Origin of the sequence: Paludibaculum fermentans (genome assembly GCF_015277775.1) — a bacterium.
In the GTDB taxonomy this organism is placed as follows: domain Bacteria; phylum Acidobacteriota; class Terriglobia; order Bryobacterales; family Bryobacteraceae; genus Paludibaculum; species Paludibaculum fermentans.
In genome coordinates, this window is record NZ_CP063849.1 from 8,301,613 (window position 1) to 8,324,782 (window position 23,170).

14 protein-coding genes and 2 pseudogenes are annotated in these 23,170 nt (G+C 61.3%); 11 read left to right on the forward strand and 5 right to left on the reverse strand.

Annotated features, from left to right (window positions below):
• Positions 1-32: 32 nt before the first annotated feature.
• Positions 33-1,460, forward strand: a complete 1,428-nt coding sequence (gene ahcY / locus IRI77_RS32900) for an adenosylhomocysteinase (RefSeq protein WP_194449171.1) — start codon at positions 33-35, stop codon at positions 1,458-1,460.
• 157 nt (positions 1,461-1,617) lie between these two features.
• Positions 1,618-1,995, forward strand: a complete 378-nt coding sequence (locus IRI77_RS32905; RefSeq protein ID WP_194449172.1) for a PEP-CTERM sorting domain-containing protein — start codon at positions 1,618-1,620, stop codon at positions 1,993-1,995.
• Between the two features lie 17 nt (positions 1,996-2,012).
• Here IRI77_RS32905 and IRI77_RS32910 read toward each other — a convergent pair whose 3' ends face one another.
• Entirely contained in the window at positions 2,013-4,112 is a 2,100-nt protein-coding gene (locus tag IRI77_RS32910) for a pyrroloquinoline quinone-dependent dehydrogenase (protein WP_194449173.1), read from the reverse strand.
• Positions 4,113-4,188: 76 nt separating this feature from the next.
• Here IRI77_RS32910 and IRI77_RS32915 point away from each other — a divergent pair, with 76 nt between their 5' ends.
• Positions 4,189-4,428, forward strand: a complete 240-nt coding sequence (locus IRI77_RS32915) for a DUF2277 domain-containing protein (RefSeq protein WP_194449174.1) — start codon at positions 4,189-4,191, stop codon at positions 4,426-4,428.
• Positions 4,429-4,439: 11 nt separating this feature from the next.
• A complete protein-coding gene (locus IRI77_RS32920) occupies positions 4,440-5,780 on the forward strand; it encodes a hypothetical protein (RefSeq protein ID WP_194449175.1) in 1,341 nt (446 codons plus the stop codon).
• Positions 5,781-5,984: 204 nt separating this feature from the next.
• On the opposite strand, the gene IRI77_RS32925 is transcribed toward IRI77_RS32920, so the two are convergent.
• Positions 5,985-9,167, reverse strand: coding sequence for a glycosyl hydrolase (locus tag IRI77_RS32925; RefSeq protein WP_194449176.1), 3,183 nt, complete (start codon positions 9,165-9,167; stop codon positions 5,985-5,987).
• Positions 9,168-9,219: 52 nt separating this feature from the next.
• Between IRI77_RS32925 and IRI77_RS32930 the strand changes: the two genes are divergently transcribed.
• The gene (locus IRI77_RS32930) at positions 9,220-10,260 is read left to right on the forward strand and encodes a glycoside hydrolase family 43 protein (RefSeq protein WP_194449177.1); all 1,041 of its coding nucleotides are present in this window, start codon (positions 9,220-9,222) and stop codon (positions 10,258-10,260) included.
• Positions 10,261-10,297: 37 nt separating this feature from the next.
• Here the strand turns inward: IRI77_RS32930 and IRI77_RS32935 are convergent, their stop codons facing one another.
• The gene (locus IRI77_RS32935; RefSeq protein ID WP_194449178.1) at positions 10,298-10,765 is read right to left on the reverse strand and encodes a lipocalin/fatty acid-binding family protein; all 468 of its coding nucleotides are present in this window, start codon (positions 10,763-10,765) and stop codon (positions 10,298-10,300) included.
• A gap of 1,783 nt (positions 10,766-12,548) precedes the next feature.
• Between IRI77_RS32935 and IRI77_RS32940 the strand changes: the two genes are divergently transcribed.
• The 4 genes from IRI77_RS32940 to IRI77_RS38780 all read left to right on the forward strand — a co-directional run bounded on the left by IRI77_RS32940 (position 12,549) and on the right by IRI77_RS38780 (position 18,588).
• The gene (locus IRI77_RS32940) at positions 12,549-13,157 is read left to right on the forward strand and encodes a hypothetical protein (protein ID WP_194449179.1); all 609 of its coding nucleotides are present in this window, start codon (positions 12,549-12,551) and stop codon (positions 13,155-13,157) included.
• 457 nt (positions 13,158-13,614) lie between these two features.
• Positions 13,615-13,971 (forward strand): DUF2934 domain-containing protein, encoded by a 357-nt coding sequence (locus IRI77_RS32945; protein WP_194449180.1) that lies wholly within the window; start codon positions 13,615-13,617, stop codon positions 13,969-13,971.
• A 720-nt stretch (positions 13,972-14,691) separates the two neighbouring features.
• The gene (locus tag IRI77_RS32950; RefSeq protein ID WP_194449181.1) at positions 14,692-16,728 is read left to right on the forward strand and encodes an RHS repeat-associated core domain-containing protein; all 2,037 of its coding nucleotides are present in this window, start codon (positions 14,692-14,694) and stop codon (positions 16,726-16,728) included.
• Between the two features lie 1,179 nt (positions 16,729-17,907).
• A complete protein-coding gene (locus IRI77_RS38780) occupies positions 17,908-18,588 on the forward strand; it encodes an RHS repeat-associated core domain-containing protein (protein WP_407674019.1) in 681 nt (226 codons plus the stop codon).
• A gap of 61 nt (positions 18,589-18,649) precedes the next feature.
• On the opposite strand, the pseudogene IRI77_RS32960 reads toward IRI77_RS38780, so the two are convergent.
• Positions 18,650-18,931 (reverse strand): annotated as a pseudogene (locus IRI77_RS32960) (IS4 family transposase); the annotation flags it as partial.
• A 298-nt stretch (positions 18,932-19,229) separates the two neighbouring features.
• On the opposite strand from IRI77_RS32960, the gene IRI77_RS32965 reads away from it, so the two are divergent.
• Complete coding sequence (locus tag IRI77_RS32965) at positions 19,230-19,397, forward strand: hypothetical protein (protein WP_194448468.1); 168 nt, start codon at positions 19,230-19,232, stop codon at positions 19,395-19,397.
• Positions 19,390-21,444 (forward strand): recombinase family protein, encoded by a 2,055-nt coding sequence (locus tag IRI77_RS32970; protein WP_194448469.1) that lies wholly within the window; start codon positions 19,390-19,392, stop codon positions 21,442-21,444. Before IRI77_RS32965 ends, IRI77_RS32970 begins: the two co-directional genes overlap by 8 nt.
• 40 nt (positions 21,445-21,484) lie before the next feature.
• Here the strand turns inward: IRI77_RS32970 and IRI77_RS38225 are convergent.
• A pseudogene (locus IRI77_RS38225) lies at positions 21,485-22,444 on the reverse strand (IS4 family transposase); the annotation flags it as partial.
• Positions 22,445-23,170: the final 726 nt, after the last annotated feature.

Genomic DNA, 23,170 nt, shown 5'->3' on the forward strand with positions numbered 1-23,170 from the left:
GATTTGACGATATGAAAATTACAGGAGAGTCGATGAGCACCACCATTACACCTGCCACGACCGACTACAAAGTCGCCGACATGTCCCTGGCCGACTGGGGCCGCAAAGAGATCACCATCGCCGAATCGGAGATGCCCGGCCTCATGTCCATCCGCCGCAAGTACGCGGCGCAGAAGCCCTTGGCCGGCGTGCGCGTGACCGGTTCGCTGCACATGACCATCCAGACGGCGGTCCTCATCGAGACCCTCGTCGACCTCGGCGCCAGCGTCCGCTGGGCCTCCTGCAACATCTTCTCCACCCAGGACCATGCCGCCGCCGCGATCGCCGCTGCCGGCGTGCCCGTATATGCCTGGAAAGGCGAGACCTTGGAAGAGTATTGGGACTGCACGCTGAAAGCCGTGCTGCATCCCGGCGGCCTCGGCCCGCAGCTCGTCGTGGACGACGGTGGCGACGTAACCCTCCTGATCCACAAGGGTTACGAGCTCGAGAACGGCTCCGACTGGGTGAACACCCCCTCCGGCAGCCACGAAGAAGACGTCATCAAGAATCTGCTCAAAAAGGTCAATACCGAGAACCCCAACTGCTGGCGGGAACTGGTGAAGGAATGGAAAGGCGTTTCGGAAGAGACGACCACCGGCGTCCACCGGCTCTATAAGATGCAGCAGGAAGGCAAGTTGCTCGTTCCGGCCATCAACGTCAACGACTCGGTGACGAAGTCGAAGTTCGACAACCTGTACGGCTGCCGCGAGTCGCTTTCCGACGGCATCAAGCGCGCGACGGACGTCATGGTGGCCGGCAAAGTGGCCGTGGTTTGCGGCTACGGCGACGTGGGCAAGGGTTCGGCGCATTCGCTGCGCGGCTTCGGCGCCCGCGTGATCGTGACCGAAATCGATCCCATCAACGCCCTGCAGGCGGCGATGGAAGGCTACGAAGTGACCACCGTGGAAGACACGCTGGGCCGCGGCGACATCTACGTCACCACCACCGGCAACTGCGACATCATCACGCTGGAACACATGGCGAAGATGAAGGACCAGGCCATTGTCTGCAACATCGGCCACTTCGACAACGAGATCCAGATTGATCGCCTGAACAACGCCCCGGGCGTCGTGAAGCTGAACATCAAGCCGCAGGTCGACCAGTACACGTTCCCCGACGGCCACGCCATCTTCATGCTGGCGGAAGGCCGCCTCGTGAATCTGGGCTGCGCCACTGGCCACCCCAGCTTCGTGATGTCGAACAGCTTCTCGAATCAGACACTTGCGCAGCTCGATCTGTGGAAGAAGAAGGACGAGTATGCGGTTGGCGTCTACGTGCTGCCGAAGTACCTCGACGAGGAAGTGGCCCGCCTGCACCTGGAGAAGATCGGCGTGAAGCTGACGGTGCTCAGCGAGAAGCAGGCCGAGTACCTCGGCGTGCGGGTGGAAGGTCCCTACAAGGCCGACCACTACCGCTACTAAGCACTGCTGAGTCAATAGAAAGGGCCGGCCTTAGGGCTGGCCCTTTCTTTTTGGGACAGGGCGCCAGATATACTCGAGACCCATGATCGATCTGAAGATGGAAAAACGCTAATCTCCTCGGGGGCACGATGCACGTGCTTCCGGAGGAGAAAGAGCTTTGGACCTGATTCGCGTGCCGGCGCCTCGGAGGGTGTCCGCAACTTCTTGTTTTGTTCTTGTTTTAGTCCTGCTGGCATTGACCGCCATGCCGGCCAGCGCCAGCGCCATTCGGAATGCGCCGGACCACGGCTGGATGTCCCTTACCGACAAGCTGACCGCCGAGGCGTACATCCTGACCGGGGAGTCCGGCTTGCCGGCGAGCAGTGCTGCCTATTCCATGACCATTCCCCAGAACCCGATCGATCTGCTGGACGTGGCGGCCAAGGGTGGAAGCACCGCTCCAATCTCCGGAGATTCGGTGGCCCCGGAACCGGGGACAATCCTCATGGCCGGGATCGGCCTCATTGCGCTCGGCCTGATTGGCCGGCGCAAGTAACTCGAATTCCACCGGTTCTATTTGCCGAACTGGGCGGTGAGGTACTCGACAATCGCCTTCGCTTCCGCCTCCTTGGCATTCGCGCCGCGGGCGATCATGCTGTCGACCATGGCCGCCCACCCGGCCCGGTTGCGCCGCATGCCGAGCGCGGTATCCAGGTTGTGGCAGGGACCGCCGCAGGTTCGCTGCACCAACGCCTTGCCGGGGGCGTCGGGTAGGACAATCGGGCCTTTGCGAGGAGCGGAGGCCGGCTCTACCTTCGACTCGAGAATGGCAGGGGCGGGCGCTTGGCCCAGGGCAAACGTCATCACGCTGTCGGCTGGGGTTCCCCCGAAGAAGCCTCCGCCACCGCCCGCCATGATGGTTACGTACTGTTTCCCGTCCTTGCCCAGGTAGGTGATGGGCATGGTGTGGCCGTTGGCGTCGAGCGGCTGTTCCCACAGTTTCCGGCCCGTTTTGGCATCGAAGGCGCGGAAGCGGCTGTCGTTGGTGGCGGCGATGAAGACCAGGCCGCCGGCGGTGGCGATGCTGCCACCCAGGTTGGCGGCTCCGGTATTGTGAACGCCCAGTGCTTCCAGTGCCGGGATCGTGCCGAGTGGTGAACGCCAGGCAATGTCCCCGGTCCGAGTATCGATCGCCACGAGTTCCCCAAACGGCGGATTGGTGCAGGGGATACGGGTGTCCCGGTTCCAGAAGCGAGCGTAGGCGCCGTATTCCGACGTACGGATATAAGTGACCGCGCCAGTGGCCGGGTCAGTCTTCTTCTCCATGTGGCCCCATTGGCCCAGATTGTTCACATTCACATAGAGGTAGCCGAGCGTAGGGTCTGACGAGGCGCCGCCCCAGGAACCGCCGCCCAGGGTGCTGGGGAACATGAGGACGTTTTGGTCCAACTCGAATGGGGTGTACAGAGGAACGGGCCGCATCTGGTTGCGTTCAAAGAGATCGCGGCAGAAGCCGGCGTGCTCCGGGGTGAGATTGTAGATCTCTTCCCTGGCGAACTCGACGCGGGAGAGCGGCGGCGGCTTCAACGGGTAGGGCTGTGTTGGGGCGGTCTTTTCGCCGGGAATGGTGGTCTGGGCTACCTTGCGTTCCTCCATGCCATAGAGCGGCTTGCCGGTGACGCGGTCAAAGGCGAACAGCAGGCCCATTTTGGTCACCTGGGCAACGGCAGGGATCGAGCGTCCGCCGATCGAAGCGTCAAAGAGGATGGGCGGAGCGGCTGGATCGAAATCCCATAAGTCGTGATGGACCAGTTGCTGATACCACTTCAGCTTGCCGGTGGCGGCGTCCAGCGCCACGAGGCTGTTGCCGTAGAGGCCGTCGCCGTGGCGGTCGGCTCCGTAGAAATCCGAGGTCGGGGAGCCTATCGGAACATAGACGATTCCGCGGTTCACGTCGACGGTGAGAAAGCCCCAGGCGTTGGTGCCGGAGCGATTGCGCCAACCGTCGGCCGGCCAGGTTTCGACGCCCGGTTCGCCGGGCCGCGGAACGGTGTGGAAGCTCCAGAGGAGTTTGCCGGAATTGGCGTCCCAGCCCCGGATGTCGCCATAGGCTCCCTTGGAGGGCGAGCCTTCGCCGTTGGCGCTACCTGTGATCACGACATCTTTGTAGATGGACGGCGGCGACTGAAGCGATATCTTCGCATCGGGCAGGTCGCCGAGGACGCCCTCCTTCAGGTCGAGCAGGCCTTCTTTCGCGAAGCCCGGAGCCGGCTTGCCGGTAGCCGCGTCGAGGGCGACCATGCCACCCTTCACTCCGGCGAAGACGCGCGCGTGAGTGCCCTTGCCGCCCGGCCAATAGGCCAGCCCACGCAGTCCCACTTGCGTGGCTTCGTAGTGCCAGAGTTGGCGGCCGGTCTCCGGCTCCAGGGCGAAGATGCCGTTAGTGGCCGTCACATACATGACACCGCCCACGACGATGGGGATGCCTTCGGAGCCCGCTTTGCCGGTGTGGAAGGTCCAGGCGCGCTGAAGACGTTCGACGTTGCCGCGATTGATCTGCTGGAGGGGGGAGAACCGGGCAGCGCCCGGATCGTGGCCATAGACCGGCCAATCGGCTTGCGCGAAGAGCGACGAGGCGCAGGCGGCGAGCAACAGGATTCGTCGGGAATTCATCGGGAGAAGTCCAGTATATGCAGGCGAGGCCGTCAGGGTGCGGATTCTCTTCCGATCGTGCGACGCTGGAGGGATTGTGTGCCGCAGCATCAAAGTTTTGAGAAACCAGGAGCCGCCGGTGACGCCGGCCGAGATTGACGCCGCCGCGCTGCAATTCGTGCGGAAGATCAGCGGATTCCAGAAGCCGTCGAAGGCGAACCAGGAAGCGTTCGAGCGAGCGGTGCGGGAGATCAGCATGTCGAGCGGGCGGCTGCTGCAGAGCATTGCAGAGAACGCATCCGCGCGGCGGCCGGCAGTGGGTGTCGAGGGCGAATGAAGACGCCACACATGCTGTTCGCTCTGATGACGACGCTGGGTCTCAGCGTGTGGGGCCAACTGCGCGTCGGGACTTTCAAGGCGGATGTCACGCCTCCCTTGGGCCAGCCGCTCATCTGGGTAATGCCGGCCACGAAGATTGAGGATCCGCTGCTGGCGAAGGGTGTCGTGTTGGAGGATCGCGGGCAGCGGTATGTGCTGTGCGCGGTGGACTGGTGCGGCCTTTCCAACCGGTCGTACCGGTTGCTGCGCGATAAGGTGGCCCAGGCGGCGGGGACGACGTACGACCGCGTCGCACTGCAGACACTGCATCAACACACGGCTCCTTATGTGGACGGCGATGCCTATGCACTGCTGGAGCAGATGGGCCGGCCAGTGGTGCGTTTCGAGGAGTCCGCTTTGGTCCAGATCGCCGATCGGCTGGCGGAGGCTGTAAAGAAAGCGACAGGTTCGATGAAGGCCTTCGACTCGGTGGGGACGAGTGAGGCGGGGGTGGAACGGGTGGCCTCGGCGCGGCGGCTGCCTACGCCGGATGGCAAGGTGGTCATCCGGTTCAGCACCGATGGGAAGAAGCCGGAGATGGCGGCCGCGCCGGAAGGGCCAATCGATCGCAGCGTCAGGACCGTGACTTTGGGGATGGGGCGGAAGCCGCTGGTGCGGCTGCATTACTACGCCACGCACCCGCAGACCTGGTGCTGCGACGGGCGGGTTTCGGCGGACTTTGTCGGGGCTGCCCGCGAGCAGTTGGAGCGGGAAGAGGGTGTGTTCCAGGTGTACTTCACCGGCGCAGCGGGCGATGTGACGGTGGGGAAGTACAACGACAGCAGTGTCGGGAAGCGAACGGAGTTGGCGGAGCGGATGCTGGCGGGTTTGCGGAAGTCGGACGCTGCCACGCAGTGGGCCAAGGTGAAGGAACTGCATTGGAAGTCGCTGCCCCTGGAGTTGCCGAAGAAGCTGGCTTCTCAAGAAGCGGTGGAGGCGCGGCTGGCGGAAGCGAAGGCTACGGAGGATGAGGCTGCGCGGTACCGGTTGACGATTGCGGCGGCGTTCGGGATGCGCTCGGAACCATTGTCGGCGAGTTTGCTGAGCCTGGGGGCCGTGCGGATTGTGCACCTGCCGGGCGAGCCGATGCTGGAGTTCCAGCGGTTCGCACAAGTTGCCGCCGCGGGGCACTTTGTGGCGGTGGCGGGGTATGGGGATATCTCGCCTGGGTATTTGTGCACGGACCGGGCTTATGAACAGGGTGGGTATGAGCCGGGGGCTTCCAACACCACCAAAGGCGCCGAGAGTGTCATCAAGCACACACTGCGGGAGTTGCTGGGGTCGCGCGCTCCTACGGGCTCAGGCCGGTGATTCCGGAGAGGCCGGGACGTGGGCGAGCTACCGGGTGGCCGACCAGGGGGTCGTCCGCCGACCAGGGGGTCCGCCGTCCCACATGGGCCGGGCCAGGGGGTCCGCCGGCCCAGATGGGCCGGACCCGGGGGGGGCTGCCGTCCCAGATGAGCTGGTCCACGGGCGCTTTGCTTCGCTTCGGTGGCCCGCATGGCCGCGGTTGGCTCACTGGCGGATGCCGGCCGTTGAGACCGGTGCGGCGGCTAGGGTTTCCGCGGTTACCGTGGGTGGCGTCATGAGGCCGTACTCCAGGATGTCGTAGGCCTTGCCGGCGGGTTGGTGTTCCGGGAAGTCGGCCCAGGCGGCGGGCCAGGCTCGCATACGGGGTTTCGTCGGGTTGTGGAATGGGCCGAAGGTGTTGCGCGGCGTCGAGACGACTTTCAGCGCCAGGATGTGTTTTCCGGGCGCCGCCGGGATGGACGCCGCGTAGGGCGGCCAGCCTAGGACTGCGGCGGGTTTGCCATCGAGCAGGATTTCGGCCATGGAGCCCTTCCATTCGTTGAGCTGAATGCGCAGGGCGTTGCTGCCTGCAGGCACGTCCACTCCGGCTGTGTAGACGACCGAGCCCGAGTAGAACGGGTAGCCCTGGGCCGCCCAGGAGCCCAGCTCCAGCGGCTTGGCCGGCACGAGGCGGAAGCCCTGCGACGCGGGGACGGCGGCGAACTGGCCCGTGAGATAGATGTTCTCCAGTTCCATGTGGACATCGAAGGGCTTGGCGGTGATTTGGACGAAGTTGACTCCGGGTTGGACCAGGGCGGTGATGGGCGCGGCCAGAAGGTGCGGATCAAGCCAGCGCTGGGCGGACTTGAAGTCGACTGGTTTCCCATTGAGGGTGATGCGGTAGAGCTCCGGCGTCTCCACCGCAAGTCGCAGGGCGGCGGTGTCGACATCCGGGCCGATCTCAAAGCGGTAGGTGGCGCGGAAGCCGGAGTCCGCTGCGAAGTGGTTGCGGTCGAGCACGGAGCGTTTGTACTGGACGGCGTTGTCCCAGGCTGGACGCTCGAAGCCGTGGTGCTGCCAGATGAGCCAGTTGGCGCGCCAGGTGTTGATGTTCTCCCAGGACTGGGCGCCTACGGTGAGGTCGCAGTAGTCGAGCGCGAGGACGTTGGCGGAGTCGGCCTTGGCCTGCCAGGCCGGCTCAGGGAGCGGAGTATGTGTGGCGGCCACAGCCTGCGCCGGTTTGGCGGCCGTTTCGCGGGCAATCAGCAGCATGGAGGCGGCCGGCGCCAGGTCGACCGGGAAGCTTGCCTTGCCGGCGGCGGGTGTCCACTGGGCGGGGACAATGCGGCCCGTGGCGGTGTCCCAGGTTTCCAGGGAGCCGGCGTTCACCGTGGCGGAGGTTTTCACGGCGGCCAGTCCGCTGTTGGTGAGGAAGAGGACGCGGTCGCCGTTCGGCAGGAAGCGTTCCGAGAAGCCGATGGAGGCTGGCACCGAACTGGAGAACGTGATGCGGGGCGCGAGGCGGCGCTGGAGTTCGGCGAGCAGTGCGGGGTGGGAGTCGACGTCGTGCCATTGGGCCTGATAGCGGGTCTTGAGCGCCTGGGGCGCAGCGCTGGGGCGGCCATCGACGAAGGCGGGCGCGGGTGACAGGGCCAGGATTTCGCCTCCGGCGGCGAGCCACTGTTCCAGCACGGGCAAGGTCTGTTTGCGAAGGTTCGCGAGGTCGGGCGGCAGGATGAGCAGGTCGTAGGAGGCCTGGCCGACGGTGAGCTTGCGGCCGGCCACCTTAGCGAACCATTCGAGCATGTACTCGTCGCCAAGGTCGTAGTCCACCTGGTGCCCGGCGAGGTACTGGTTCAGGGCCGCGTTGTTCTCGCGCATGCGGTTGAGTTCGGGCGTGGGGGCGGCGCGGCGGGCGTAGAGGAAGCCGCTGGTGGTCTGTTCGAGCAAGAGTGCCCGGTTGTGCGGCGTGGTGAGGCTGTTCAGGTACGACACGCGGGCGAGGTGATCGTTGTGGGTGCGGTAGTAAGGGAACCAGGCGGAGACGTCGCTGAAGCTTTGCGGGTGGTCGCGTTTGCGGGCTCCGCGGACGGTGGTGAAGCTGAGGTGCTGGTCCATGAAGTTGATGCCGTGGACCATGAGCCAGTCGCCGAAGCGCTTGTAGTGTTCGAAGGTGCTGTCCCAGCCGGCGACTCCGTAGGCTTCACAGAAGGCCCGGCGGCCGAGCTGATGCGAGACGCTGGCCACCTGTTTGATGGTGAACAGCATGTGCGGATCCTCACCGGTGAGGCGCAGGTTGGTGCCTTCCAGCATGTCGATGCCGGGCACGTGTTCGAAGGCGTAGAGCGAGGCGTCGGCGGGCGTGATCCAGGGGGCGGGCCACTCGTGCTCCATCCAGTGTCCGGTGAACTGGAGATTGTTGCGGTCGCACCACTCGAACATGGGCGCCATGAAGTTCTCTTTCCAGAGGTCGTGGAGGGTCTGCCAGTAGTCGAAGCGGACCTTCTGGAATTCGCCGGTGTCCCAATAGAGCGAGGCGATGTGATCGGCAAGGTCGTAGCCATTGCGGAGTCGGAACTGGGACAGGGTGTTGAAGCTGAGGGGCAGGGCGTTCTTCGCGTTGTCGTAGGCTCCGCCGGTGGCGAGCAGGGGCTCGTCGGTGAACGACCACTTGACGCTTTTGCCAAACTCGGAGCCAATCTCACGCTTGTAGGCTTCGTAGGTGGTCTTCAGGAAGAGTGGCGTGGTGCGGGGATTGGTGAGGTCGACGTAGGGGAACTCGCCGGTCCAGGGGTTGCCGGAAGCGCGGCGCAGGCGGAAGGCGACGACGGATTCGCCGGGCTCGACATCCTGCTTCGCCGAGACGCGATGGGCGGAGGTGACGGCTCCGGCTGCGTCTTTCTTCACGGCAAAGAAGGCCACGACGAGCGGATTGGAGGAGACGGTGGAGGCGGGCTGGTCGACTTCGGCGACGACGAACTGCGAGGCGGTGTCGGGCGCTTCGGCGGGGACGTGGCCGCCGGCGAAGCCTGACGGGTAAGAGTTCTCGTCGTAGATATTGACGAGCAGGCCGAGGCGTTTGCCCTCTTCCAGGGCGAAGCGCCAGAGGCGGAACCAGTCGGTGCCGAGGTACTCGGTGATGAGGCCGGGGCGGGGGTGGATGAAGACGCCGCCGAAGCCCTGTTTCTTATAGTCGGCCAGCATCTGGCGGATGCGGGGCTCGCTCATTTCGTCGTTCCAGACCCAGAGGGGCATGGGCCGGAAGTCGGCCGGCGGATCTGTGAAGTGCTGGCGGAGCTCCTGCAAAGTGGCGGGCGGACGCGGCGGCAGCGCCTTGGGGTGCAGGGTGGGTTGCTGAGCCTGGGCGAACGCGGCCAGGAGGGGGAGGGCAATGAGGAGATAGCGCATGACGGCCTCGGCGATTCGATGCTATCAGGATTCGGAGTAGATTGAGTAGAGTATGCGGATCCTAATCTCTGTTTTGCTGGCGGCTGGATTGTGGGCGCAGGGGCAGCGGACGGCGTTCGAGCCCGGAGCGGTGTGGCCGGACACGGACGGCAAGCCGATTCAGGCGCATGGCGGCGGGATCCTGCTGCACCAGGGCGTCTACTACTGGTATGGCGAGGACAAGACGCTGGGGAACTTCAACCGCACGGGCGTGGCGGTGTATTCCTCAAAGGATCTGCTGAATTGGAAGCGGGAGGGGCTGGCGCTGCCGAAGGATGGGGTGCCGGAACTGTTCCGCGAGTCGGGTGTGTGCGAGCGGCCGAAGGTGCTGTACAACAAGCGGACGAAGAAGTTCGTGATGTGGATGCATCTCGACGATCAACCGTATGCGGTGGCCAGCGCAGGGGTAGCCGTGTCGGATCGGGCGGTGGGGCCGTTCCACTTTGAGGGCTATTCGCGGCCGGTGAAGTTCGACTTCGGGTATCCGGAGAAGGATCGGACGAACCAGAAGGAGTTGGGCGGGACGTACCGGGACATGAACCTGTTCCTGGACGACGATGGACGAGCGTATGCGTTCTATTCGTCGGAGGACAACTGGACCATGTATGTGGTGCGGCTGAACGCGGAGTTCACGGGTCCGGAGCTGCCTGTGGTGCAGGGCAAGACGTGGCAGCGGATTATGGTGAAGGACCAGCGCGAGGGGCCGGCTCCGTTCAAGTACAAGGGGAAGTATTACCTGTTCAGCTCGGCGTGTACGGGGTGGAAGCCGAACCGGGCGTCGTATGCGGTGGCGGAGAACATCCTGGGTCCGTGGACGGTGAAGGGGGATCCCAGTGTGGGACCGGAGGCCGAGACGACGTTCCGGTCGCAGAGCACGTATGTGCTGCCGGCTCCGGGCAAGCGCAAGGACGCTTTCATCTTCATGGCCGACAGGTGGAATCCGGAGAAACTGCAGGACTCGCGGTATGTGTGGCTGCCGTTCGTGGTGCAGCCGGGGGACAAGATTGAACTGAAGTGGGCGGACCGGTGGGACTGGTCGGTGTTTTCGAAGTGAAGCGGAGCCACCGGGCGGCGGCCCCGCTGAGCGGCTGTTACTGTTTTTCGAGGATCAGCTTGTTGTCCATCTCACCCATGTCGCTGGCGAAGTGACGGTTGACGGTGAGGGTTTTGCCGTCGTCCGAGAGCTTCCAGCGGTCGACCATGGTGAAGTCGTTGTCGCCGAATTTGCCCTTGCTGGTGATGACCAGGACGTCGCCGTCCCACTTGACCGCGCTCTTCATGGGGGTGCCGCGCATGTCGTGGGTGTACTCTTTGCCGTCGGTGGTGTAATCGCGCTCGAACTCCATGTCGCCCATGTCGCTGGACTGTTTCATGGCGATCTTGATCTTAGGTTCGTCGTGCGTGACGGTTTGGGTCATGCTGCTGGGGGCCGGAAACTGGCCGAAATCGCTCTTGGAGGTATTGAGTTTCCAGGAGCCGGTGAAGTTGGGTGCGGCGGCGGCGCAGGCGGTGGTTAAGAACGCCAGGACGATGCCGGTAAGAAGTGTACGTGTGCGCATGCAAGTTCCTCGTTGCGGACGCGGCTATGGCCTGATGGACAGATCAGGCTGCAGATAGCGTATTGGTATTGGGGACTGGGGTCAAACTATCGAAGGTGGGTGGGGCGGTTGGGGCCGGTTAGCCGTGGCTGAATGGGTTTGTTCAGCCATGGATGAAGGATTGAGGTGCTGGGAGGGCCGAATTCGGGGTTGCGGCTGATCGTGCTGGAGTCTTGCTGAATGGGTTTGTTCAGCCACGGACAGAGGATTGAGTTGTCGTGGAGGGGCCGAGTTCGGGGTTGCGGCCGGCGCCGCGGTGGGCGTTCGAAATGGGTTTGTTCAGCCAGGGATGAAGGATTGAGCTGCCGAGAGGGCCGACTTCGCAGTTGCGGCCGAGGCTGCGTTGGGCGTTGGAAATGGGTTTGATCAGCCATGGACGAAGGATTGAGCTGCCGAGAGGGCCGACTTCGTAGTTGCGGCCGGGGCTGCGATGGGCGTTCGGAATGGGTTTGTTCGGCCAAGGATGGGCACTGAAGTCATCTCTCGAAGACTTCGAGCGCCCTGGCCTTGGGAGGGGCGGTTTATTTATCAAAGATCCCTTTTTCGAAAGAGGTGCGAAGACCCCTGACGAAGGTCTGGCGGAGTTCGGTTTCCCACCACGCGTAAGAGGATCGCATGTGCCCGCAAGTATTTTCAGATTTTGAGTACCGAATAACTTGAAAAGAAAGGAGATATATTGCGTGGTGCCCCTGTGACCGCCGTTTGTTCGCCTGGGGGTCCTCGCGCTAACCCGGCGCGATCCCAGGCCGGCGTCTGAACTGGCGCGTGCTTGCGGACGATTGCTCCTTGCGCGAATCCGTCGGGCTTGGCAGCCTCTGGCGGAGGCCGTGCGGCAAGCAGGGCTTCTCCGACAGGTTGCCGTGCAATGGTGTCGGGACGTCCTAATGTCCTCCTGCATTTTGAGCGAGGGATTCAGGAAGCCCAACGCGACTTTTGGCGAGTTGAGCGCACCTGCCAGTATCCGCAACTCGTGCGGCTCCCTCACAATGAAAAGGTGCCGATGATGGAAATGAGAATTGACGACCAAACGTTCCGCTACGATCCGGAAGCAACTGCCGCGATATACACGAGGTTGAGAGCTGGCTGGGCGGAAGATTGTGGCTGCGTCGGCTGTAGGAATCTATTGGCCCAACGAGATGAAGTCTATCCGTCTGCGTTTAGAGAACTACTCCAACAACTCGGCATTGACCCAAACAAGGAAGCGGAGGCCGTCGCGGATGGCCCCTTGGAGAACCGACTACACCACTATGGTGGTTGGTTCTTTTTCGTTGGTGAGATGGTCACGGCCGGGGATTGCATACATGTCGTCTGCGAGTCGCCATACTTCGGATACTTTATTACCCACGGTGGGCCCTGTCCCAAAGAGTTTCGCGAAGGGCCGAGGTTGGGCGTCGGGTTCGAAGCCGATTTCAAATGGGTTCTGAACGAGCGTTGGGACTCAGAGCTGCGTCCAGCGGCAACCAAAGTTCCCTAGAGACTGGTGTAAAGCGGATTGGCTCCTCTCTGACGACCGTAGCGGCATAGGAACAGGCTGTCCACCGGCCTGGCCCCGGCGGGCCGGGGTTTTCTGCGCCAGCACGGATCTGGGCGGGGGCGATCAGCAAAGGCCGTCCCTACCGCGACCCGGCCGTGGCATGGCGCTCCGGAGGTAGTCCTGGACAACTCGGCCTGCGAAGGAGTAGTCTGCAGAACCCGGGGCTCGGCCGGTTTCCCTGGCTTCCCGCCTGCGCTACCATCTGGGCGCATGCTTCAGCACTGGTTGTTCGCACTCGGCAACGCGGCACTTCTCCTCTTTGGTGAGTGCACGTTCGTTGAGACCCGCCTCAGCGATGTGGAGATCATTGCAACGGACCTTCTCGGGAACAGACTGTCCAATGTCCAGGTTGAGTTTTACGCGCCCGATTCAGGCGCTCCACTCCAGAAAGTGAATTCGGCCAACGTACGAGTGCTTTACGGGGAGTACCGAGTTCGCGTTTCCTCAGGAGGGTACCGTTCCGCCTGGCGCGAGGTGAACATCGACCAGCAGGCCTTGCTGGTCCGGGTGGATCTCGAGGTGAGCAGTCTGGGGTGTCCGACTCAGCCGGCGGACATCGGCGGCCGCGTCGTCCGGAATGGCAGAGCGGGCGAGTTGTGGGTGAAGGCTGTACCCTTGCGCGGGGTCGGCGGCGGAGAATGGCGAGTCGCGGATACGGGTCACTTCCTGATCTCAGGCCTGACTCACAGCGCGTATCTGCTGATTGTGATGCAGGGCGAAACGGTGCTTCACCAGCAGGTGGTCAAGACATTTCCCGGCCAAACACCCGGGGCTAACAGACTAATCATTGCGCTCGACGAAGGAACTGGTCACCAATAGACTCCAGGCGGTGCCGGCCTTGACGGCCGCCGCCCGATGTTTGCCACGCCAGTCGGCGGTGTCGCGTAACCAGTTCCCGAGCTGTTCCCCTAGTTGTGTGCGGGCAGTGGCCACTGGAGGGATCGGCCCCGTTTCGCAATGGCCGGCCGGATCGATGGATGGAGTCGATTGCCCGCGCTCTTGCGCCAGGGCACGGCAGTCGAAGCCGCGAGAAACTTCACATTCCCGCCCGGATTAAAGCTCATCGCTTCGCTTGCATCCTCACAGGAACCGCCGCATACTCGGGCCAGCACTGAGGGCCTTAGTACTACTCGGGCCATTCCAGGTGGCGCGCAACTCCGCCCTCTTGCGGGGGTGCACCACCTCCGCGCTCTTACAGACAAAATCAGGCTAGAAGCCGCAGAACCATCAGCTAACCCCATGTCGGGCAACGACAGGGCTTCCAAGGAGGCGAAGTATGTCCAGTTCCGCGAGGATGGCGCTTGTCCGGAGCAACGAGCCCGAACCGGTCGAACAGGCTCCGATGGAGTGGCCGACGGAAAGTCAGATTGCCGCGCTGGCGTATCAGCTTTGGGTGGCCAAGGGTTGTCCGCTCGGAACAAACCGGGAAGACTGGCTGCTGGCGGAAGCGATGCTCCAAGCCGTGTTTGCCGCGATCCGCCGGGGTCCCTCGAGTGATCCGATATCGTTCGATCGCGATAGTGGGGTCGAGGAAGACCTAGCGGCCGAAGTCCCATGGGATGGACATTGGGAGGTGTGGGAGCGAGAGTGGGGCGGCGCCCGCTGGGTTTGTGACGTACGCCGTACCGCCTAGTCAGATTGCCGGGCGTAAAGCGGAAGCCATAGTTGTGAAGTGACCGTGCTGCCGGACTGTGCCGATTGGCGGGGCAGGATGGGCGATGCGAGTCGTGGGCTGTTGGTGGTGGGGCTCGTGGGGACAGGGGCGGAGGAGAGGCTGACGTGGCCCACCACGGTTGTGAACTCCGGGATTCATGAGGTCGCCGTACCATTCCGCGTGTAGCGAAGGAACGGGCAAAGCGCCGTAACCGAGCCATTAGCCAGCAGCCAAGGTCAACTTCTTCCGTGGACCGTCGCTGGTCTCCGCGCCAGTCGGCGGTTTGCGAGCCTGCTGCTGAAAGCGAATGTTCTCCAAAAATAACTCATCCCCACGAGGTTGCCGAGCGTGTGTCGACTGTCGAAGGCGCGATATTCCGCTTCTGGCACCGAATTCTCAGAGAAAACCCCGGTGGGATAGTCTGTCGCCTTTCGGTGCCGCAGATTGAAACGGCGCAGCCAGAAAGCTCTAATGACGTGGCGTGGGCAACTCGACTCTGCGATCGCTGGCTGCCGGGCCTCCGGCTAATGCATCCACATCCAGCAGTGCGCTTCGACGCCAGATATCCAAGGTAGGAGCCGCAGGCGTGAGCAGCGCCAGCACGGATATGTGTGGGCGGCGACCAGCAATGGCCGTCCCAACCGCGACCACGGGCCGGAAACAGGCACAACTACCTACACCTACGGGGCGGATGGCCAAGTGGCAACGAAGACGGACGCCACAGGTGTCGTGACGATGTACGGGCGAGACGGCTATGGCCGGCTGGTGGGCGTGTATGTGAAGCCAGTCGGATGGACGAATTATGACTACACCCAGTCGCCGACCTACTTCTACGACAATGGTGTAAATGCGCAGGGGCGGCTGAGCACGGTGACGTTGGGTCCAGTGGTGGAAACGTACGAATACTCGGTGGGCGGTCTCATCACGAAGAAGAAAGTGGAATTCCAGAACAACGACACACCGTTGGAGGCGAACTACACGTATGACACCGAGGGGCGCTTGGCGTCCATGAAGTATCCAGATGTCTACAACCTCAATGGGACAGTAGCAGAGATGGGACGGACCTTGACCTATTTCTACGACCCAATGGGAGTGTCGGCATTGCGCGACTCCACATATCCGATTGCGCCCGGCAGTCGGGCCGGTGCGCTGCGAAATGCGGCTGCGCAGATTACCCAGATGGTGGTGTACAAGCCGGATGGAACCTCCGACACCGAGTCGTTCACCTACAACGGTCTGGGACAGTTGACGCAGGCGTCAGGGCGCGGATCGAACATCGAGTATCGATACTCGGCGACCGCCAACGACTGGCGGATCACCTCGCGGAAAGACAACGTGAGTGGCGAAGAGGTCTCCTATCAATACGATCAATTGGGGCGTTTGATCGCGGCTTCGACGACGGGACCGGAGTGGGGCCTCGAGTGGGTCTATGATGGCTTTGGCAATCGCCTGCAGCAGAACAGGACGAAGGGCACTGGGCCGTCGGCCGTATTCAATGTCGACCCGGCGACGAACCGGATGACCGGAACAGGCATGACCTACGACGCCAACGGAAACATGACGGGCTTCGGGACGGGCTCTGGCACGGCCACCTACGACCTCTTCAACCGGATGGCGACCGTAACGACGGGCAACGGAACCGAGGGGTACATATACTCGGCGGCGAATCAGCGGATTCAGATCACTCGCCCGACGGGAACCGTGGAGACGTTCTTCTACGGCCTCCGTGGAGAGTTGCTTGGTGTGTACCAGCGGGGCACGAAGGCCAACGGGCACAAGTACTTTTCGTCGGCGTCGATTCGAGTGTGGTTCGCTGGGCGCTTGATCGGCAGCGGAGCAAACTCCATGGTGACCGACAGGCTCGGGAGTGTGGTGAAAAGCGGGACTGAGTCCTTAAGCTATTACCCATACGGGGAGCAGCAGCCAGGGAACGCCAATGCGGACCGGGAGAAGTTCGCTACATATACTCGGGATGCGGCAAGTGGGCTGGATTACGGGTGGAACCGGGACTATGCCAGTTCTTGGGGTAGATTCACGACGGCGGATCCATATCGGGCAAGCCTGAGGGCAGGTAACCCGGGGTCTTGGAATAGATATGCGTATGTCGAGGACGATCCAGTCAATGCTAATGACCCAAGTGGATTGGAGGTGTGTTGGGTTACTGACTCATTCATCGGCGTGACTTCGCCTTATCCATGTAATGGAGCTATTCTGGCTGGGGCCATGTTAATGCCAGATTTCCTGATCGTAGAAACATTGTCTCAGCTCTTAGTTGGTAATTATGCTGCAGAGGAGATGGAGCTCACAAATTGTGAATATCAGTTGTATGTTACGCCGCTGGAGAATTCAGCTGCGGGGGTATTCGGTTCTCATGTGTACCTGGCTTTGACGGACAGAGCTGGTCACAAGCATGTCATCGAAGGCGGCCCACAGAGATACAATATACTAGATTATGGGAAGCTGAGGGCGTATGTAACAGATGCTCCTCGGTTGCCTGAAGATGAAGGGCGACACTTTGGGCCTCATTTCACTATGCCGCAGTCATTCATCTGCAACGATGTTGACCGATTGCTTGGCCTTGCAAAGAGCTTCAGGGAGACCGCGGATTATCAAAAAGATGGACCAAACAGTAACTCATTTATGCATTGGCTCCTCTCTAAAGCCGGACTCAGTGATTGGTATACTCCGCCGCCCTCGGGTACAATTGGGTGGTATGATTCAATACCTGGGAATTGACTTTAGTGGTAAGAAAGGTGATCGTAAAGAGGTGCTATATGAATGTCGGCTCAAGATGCCTCGGGAGCTCCTTCGAATTGCGCGCCGCGATCATCGTCGGAATGCACGTTCTCTCTATTGCCGCATGTGTATTCCTGGCGCGAAGCTCAATTGGCTCGATCATTGCTAGTATATGTTGGGCGCTCAGTTTTGTAATGGTGATGATCACTTTCTGGGGACGACGGTTTGTCAAAGTGCTCTCCGTCGTGTCTTTTGTTCTTGCGGCCCGGGCAGTGATCGGAGCGCTTCTTGCGTGGTCATGCTCTGCCAATGGTATACGCGGTTGTCTCTGAGCCCCGGGGAGAGGGGATGCCCTGCAGCCTGAGAGCCTGTCGGAATGAAATCCAGCGCGAAACCCCGCCCGGTCGGTGGTCGGTCGCCTTCCGGTGATCAATTCCATCGATAGCCGAGGCCACGGCGCTTCCTGCGGCGCCTGTCCGCCAAATTGCTACGGAGTTTTCGAGAGTTCAATCCTCATTTCAGCCTCACGTGAGCACCGCTTGCAGATGGTGGCCGCATAGCCTCCACATGTTCATCGCCATGCAGATCATTTGCCACTCCGTTCTCGGGAGGGGGACAACCATGATAAGTGGTTGTCAAGGGAAAGCACACTTTTCCCCGCGCTCCCGTTGGTTGAGCTTCTTTCGTGCTGCCCGTTCCCCTGTCAACGTCCCCGGTTTCAGGTTGGACCATGGCCGACTGCCGGCGTGGCCAGGCATCCATTTGCCGCATCCGTGCGCTTCTCGAGCCGTCGCGGAGGTTTGAGTTTGGACTACCGGCCGGCCTCAAACCACCTGTGTGGCGCATCCGGACCTTGCGGCCCTTTGCGCAGTCCCGAGCTTCGGGAGGAACAGCCGGTGCTGGCTCCGCATCAACAGCAGATTCTTTGTTCGTTCTTCAAAAAGGAAGGTGGACGTCCTGGCATGTCCCTCTCGTATTTGGATGAGAAAAAATCATCCTGCAGCGTACTGATTGATCAGAATGCCTCGATCCGCTCGATTCATTGCGCCTGGTGTAGCGCATCACATTACTCAACGTGGTATCGACCGCCAGTCAGTGTTCCATTCCCGCCGTGACCGGCTGACCTACCGTACGCGTCCGGCGAACACATCTTGTGCCTGACTGAGCCGTTACCAACACTTGAGCTACTACCCCTATGGGGAACAGCAGTCGGGGAACGCCAGCGCTGACCGCGAGAAGTTTGCGACATATACCCGGGACGGGGTTAGTAGCCTCGATTACGCTCAGAATCGATATTACTCACCGCAGTTTGGGCGGTTCACAACGGCGGATCCATATCAGGGAATCAGAATAGGGGAGAATCCTCAAAGTTGGAATATGTATGCGTATGTGGCGAATGACCCGGTGAATTATCTAGATCCACGGGGATTGAATATGAGAGCTCCCGGAGGGCCTTGTCCCGCCGAGTACCAGAGTTGCGACCCATTTGAATGTGACCCGATGTTTGAGTCTTGCCCCGGGGGAGGGACACCCGGATACGAGCCGTCACCGGCTCCTACTGAGGAGCCGGATCCTCCATACAGTGCGTTCGCCGCCACCCAGCGCGCACGTGCTGATCTCGGGAAGAAGGACTGCTTCGAATTGCTCGGCTTTAGTAGTGCTGATGCGGCACAGAAATGGTTCGACAGGTTGAAATTCAACTACCTCCACCTGGGGAATATAGTCGTCAATAACGGAGTTCCCGCTGACAAGCCAGCTGCGGCGAATACAAAGGGCTTCGGCACGATTAATATCAACCTCACTGCTGTCCAAGACAGGGCACACCTGTCGCATCTGGTGTTGAATTCAAAGGGTTCCTGACGGGTGGTTTCTGGTTCTTCTAGGGGTGGTCTCCGTTCTTGAGGGATTGAGCCTGTCCAAGTCAGCACAGATCGAGGGCCAACTGTTGCGGCGGCGGTGGCAGCGGCGGGGTTTCGAGCGGATGGTTGAGCCACTTGGTCAATTCACGGTAGGTGAAGAGGTTGAGCCGCAGTAGTGAGGCCAGGTTGGACAAGGACCAGTTGGCGCTGGAAAGGTGATGCAGCCACTTCAGCAGCAGGAGAGCGATCAAGGCTGTCCAAATCTGGATGCGGAGGGCGTTCTCGCTGGTGCCAACGAAGGTCTTCACTGTCAGATTTTGCTTGATCGCCTTGAACAACTCAACCACATAATGCCCATCAACAGCGCCCTGAGGAGGTTACGATCCACTATGGCTTTCATCCTCTCCGGGCAAAGCCTACCAGTAGTCAGGAAGTACGAGTTTCTCGACGAGGTCCACTTCGTCGTTCGCCGCCTCGATGGCAGGCCGCTCGCGGTGGCAGCCTGGATGACGCAGCCTGAGTCAGCCAGCCCACGGATCGTCTCTGCCGGGCGTCTGCCAATTCGGACTATGCTCGAGATGCTGCGCGTCACCGAGGCCTGTTTGTCCTCTCGTGTGCACAATGTGCTCGAGGAGGATCACGATGCTGCAGAATTGGGCAAGCCGCCAACGCCAACTCTTCGAAGAACAGCCGCCAGCTTTGGGCGTTCGCCTTCCGCCGGAAGTGCAGGAACAACTACGCCAAGCTGTGGTGCACTGGCTACGGGCGCTGGCCAAGGCGCTCCGCGAGGAGGAAAAAGGCGATGAGTAAAATCACCGCCGATCACCTGGCCCGGCGAGCCTGCATATACATTCGCCAGTCCACACCCGACCAGGTGCGGCACAACCTCGAGAGCCAGCGCCTGCAGTATTCTCTCGCCGACCGCGCGCGCGGCTTGGGCTGGCAGGACGTCGACGTTATCGACGAAGATCTCGGCATCTCAGGGGCGGGCACACGCCGTCCTGGATTTGAGCGCCTGCTTCGTGCTCTCTGCAATGGGCAAGTGGGCGCGGTGTTCAGCGTTGAGGCGTCGCGACTCGCGCGTAACGGCCGGGACTGGCACACCTTGCTCGAATTCTGCAGCATCGTCGGAGCGCTGTTGATCGATGCTGATACCACATACGACCCCAGGCTTACCAACGATCGATTGTTGTTGGGGATGAAGGGCACGATCAGCGAAATGGAAATCGCGACGTTTCGGGAGCGCGCGCAATCAGCCTTGCGGCAGAAGGCCGAGCGTGGCGCTTTGGTACGGCGCGTCCCAATTGGGTATGTCAAAGGCACCGACGATCAGATCGAGAAAGATCCCGACGTCAGGATCGCCTCCACGGTGGAATTGATCTTCCGCAAGTTCACCGAGTTGGGCAGTGCGAGGCAGGTCTTCTTCTGGTTGGACCGAAACCAGATTCAGATGCCCGTTGCTCGCGGGCCGGAGACTTCGCGAGAAGTAGTCTGGCAGCCGGCTCGATACCACGCGGTGCACAGCATACTGAAGAACCCTGTCTACGCCGGAGCGTACACCTATGGGCAAAGCAAAACGACAGTACGGTTGGAGGACGGCCAGAAGCGGGTCTGCCGGAGCAAACAACCCCGGCAAGAAGACTGGGCTGTATTGATCACGGAGCATCACGAGGGTTACATTGACTGGGATGCCTATCGGAGCAATCAGGCGGTGATTGCCGACAACGAAAATGCGAAAAGCGCGTCGGTGCGAGGATCAGTACGGCAAGGTGGAGCGATTCTTGCGGGACTGCTGCGTTGCGGCCATTGCGGCGCCAAGCTGCTCGCACAGTCTCCGCGGCCTGGCGTGATTCGCTACCAATGTTCGGGGTATGTTCTCAATCGCGATCATCCCTGTTGTGTCATGTTCGGCGGTCTGCGCGCCGACCGTCTGGTGTCGGAGCAACTGCTAGGATGCCTTGCGCCGCTCGGCACCGAAGCGGCCATAGAGGCAATGGAGTCGCTACAGGGAGGAAGCGACGAGCGGGTCAGGCAGAAAGCCCTGGCATTGGAGCAGGCACGCTACGATGTGACGCGTGCCCGGCGCCAATACGATGCGGTTGATCCGGCGAACCGCCTTGTGGCGGCGGAACTCGAACGGCGTTGGAATCTGGCGTTGGCTGAGGAAGCGCGGGTGGAGGCAGAACTTGCGGCCCTACAGCAACGCCGAGAGAGCCCCCTCACCGACGAGCAGAAACGAAAACTGCTGGACTTTGCACGAGATCTCCCCTCGCTGTGGGACGATGCGCTCACTTCGCCGGAGCATAAGAAGCGGCTCCTTCGAATTGCGCTAAAGGAGATCGTCGTTACCAGCGAGGGAGAGACGATTCGCTTTGTCCTGCATTGGCAAGGCGGCGATCATACGCAGACGGAGTTCTCCAAGATTCGCGCCGGTCGGCACAGGTATGTGACCGACGACGAGGTAGTGGAAACGGTCCGCGCATTGGCAAGGATCGAACCGGACGCCCGGATCGCGGCGCTACTCAACCGCAACCGAAAGCCGACGGCGCACGGTAAGACCTGGACGGCACGACATGTCTGCTCGTTGCGCTGCAATCACAAAATTGAGGTCTACCGCGAGGGAGAGCGGCAGAGCCGCGGCGAAGTATCGGTCAGCGAAACGGCAGACATTCTCGGCGTCACACAAACCACTGTCCTACGGCTGATCCGGCTGAAACGGCTGAAGGCCACGCAGATCTGTCCAAATGCCCCGTGGATTCTACGGCGGGTAGACGTGGAGCAATGGGTGGCTGATCGAAACGAGCCGACAACCCCACCAACGGAAACTTCAGGGCAGATGAGCCTTGAAATTCCTTAACATCCGAAGGAGTGCACCATGTCGAGCTTTCGAAAAACAATTCCAGTTTCCAGCGGTCCTTATAGATGGAGGCAATGGTCGTCGCGCCGAACTCCAGATGGTTGGTGAGCAGCACGATGACATCCTCCTTTTCGGGGACCCAGACCACGACACGCCGCAGCAGGTGCGGGCACTCCGTGCGGCCCTTGTCCGAAGTGAGACGGATGATTTGATCGACGCAGATCGCACTGTGCTGCGGCTTTGTCCGCTCCTCGACAATTTCAAACTGGGCATCGTCCTTCAACCGGGTCACGAAGAATACGCCGGACTCCGTCCAGTGGCCGAACAGGGCGTAGTCGTTGTAGCCGCGATCCATGGCGACGATGGAGCCGGGATTGAGCAGGAAGGAGTCGGCCATTTTGACATCGCTCCGGCGGGCCTCAGTGAGCAGCACATAGGCCGGCAAGTAGTCGTCATGGTCGAGGAGCACATGCGCCTTCACTCCGCCTTTGGCGCGACGGTACTTCGCCCAGGGAAACAGGTTCAGGCACAGCGTAATGGTGGTCGAGTCCAGGCTGAGCAGCTTGTTTTTGAAACGGAACTTGTGTTTGCGCTGGCCGAGGGCCCCACTGTCGCGGAAGCGGGCCAGCGAGGTCCAGAAGAGATCCTCGAACAGGGCGGCAGGCCGGTGTTCGTTGGCATAGGAAAGGGTGGAACGGCAGGGTGCTTTGGCGATGCCGAGGTGCACGAGTTTGCCGAGGCAGCAACTGAGTCCATTGCAGATTTCGCGTAGGGAGTCGGCGCGGCCCAGTTGGCAGAAGAGCATGGAAACGAACTGGGTCCAGCAGGTGAAGCCCTTGGCGGAGCGTTCGGCGCCGTGCTTCTTGACGAGAGCGGCGAACTCGTTGCGGGGGAAGTGGTGCAGCAGTTGATTGAAGAGACTGGCGGCTTGTAGGATTGTCTTGCCCTCCTTGGGTGTGGTGTGCGGCGCGGTCCCGGTGAGAAAACGAAACTGCGCCAACGCCTAATTGTAGGAGGGCACCCCTCTCAGCCGTCCAACCGGGCCGGGTTCGGGGCTGGCGGATTTATCTTGGACAAGAGTGCTTTAGCCTTTACGCGCCCGATATCGTCAAAGCCTATCCGCAACTGTTTAATAACCATTGGCGGAAGTTCTGGGGGATACAGTGAAAAATCTCTGTTGGAGTAGCGGCCTGAGCCATTTTCGAGTATGGTTGGACGAACCATCTGGAGCAGGCTGTGAGATGGCCTCAGTTTGCCAGCGCAGACTATTCCCCGCCGCGGGGACTGGAACGCGACGGCGTCTGAGTGTCGTCGAAGCCTTTATTTCCTTTGGCCCAACGGCGTTGTACGGCTTGGTGGGGCTACGCTTTGACGTGGCCGTGAGCCACGATCTGGTGGTTGAGGTGTGCCGGTGCCTGGAACCACCGAGGCCCTTCGCGTCCATAGCCGGTGGACGGGATCAAGTGACCGCCGGATTGCCCAACGAATTCTGTCTACCCGTAATCGAAGGGATCGAATCTGAGGTGTCGGCATCTGGTTTGGTTCCTTCAGGGCGGCTCTGGGTTTCGGACGCAGCTACTGGAGCTGTTGGCTCCTGCGATCTCATCATGAATGTCTTGGCGAGAACTGCGTTTAGGCTCTTGGTTGCCGAGCCACTGACGGACGAGGAGGTTCGCGCTCTCGTCGAGACCGTTGTTCTAAGCGGTGTCGGGCAGAACGGTTGATG